General features: G+C 57.9%; 1 protein-coding gene. It reads left to right on the top strand.

From position 1 onward, the window contains the following. Positions 1-363, top strand: a 363-nt coding sequence (locus AAIG11_RS17975) for an aldehyde dehydrogenase family protein (protein WP_343187561.1), incomplete at both ends; no start/stop codon positions are given.

Raw genomic sequence — 363 nt, 5'->3', positions numbered from 1 at the left:
GGGCCATCGCCAAAGTCGTCTACGACAATGCCGAAGCCCTGGCGAAAATGGCCGTGGAAGAAACCCGCATGGGTGTGTACGAAGACAAGGTGGCCAAGAACAAGGGCAAGTCCAAAGTCATCTGGAACGACCTGAAAGACAAGAAGTCTGTGGGCGTTCTGCGGCATCTGGAAGAAGAAGGCCTTGTGGAAATCGCCAAGCCCATTGGCGTCATTGGGGCGGTGGCCCCCACCACGAATCCCACCGTCACCGCCATGAGCAACGCCATGTTTGCCCTGAAGGGCGGCAATGCCATCATCATCGCTCCCCATCCCCGGGCGAAGAACGTGAGCCGGGTGACAGTGGAAATGATGAACGATGCCA

The organism is Anoxynatronum sibiricum (assembly GCF_039414295.1).
Lineage (GTDB): Bacteria > Bacillota > Clostridia > Peptostreptococcales > Tindalliaceae > Anoxynatronum > Anoxynatronum sibiricum.
Note: the sequence above shows the minus strand (reverse complement) of the source record. Positions and strands in the feature narration are given on the sequence as shown.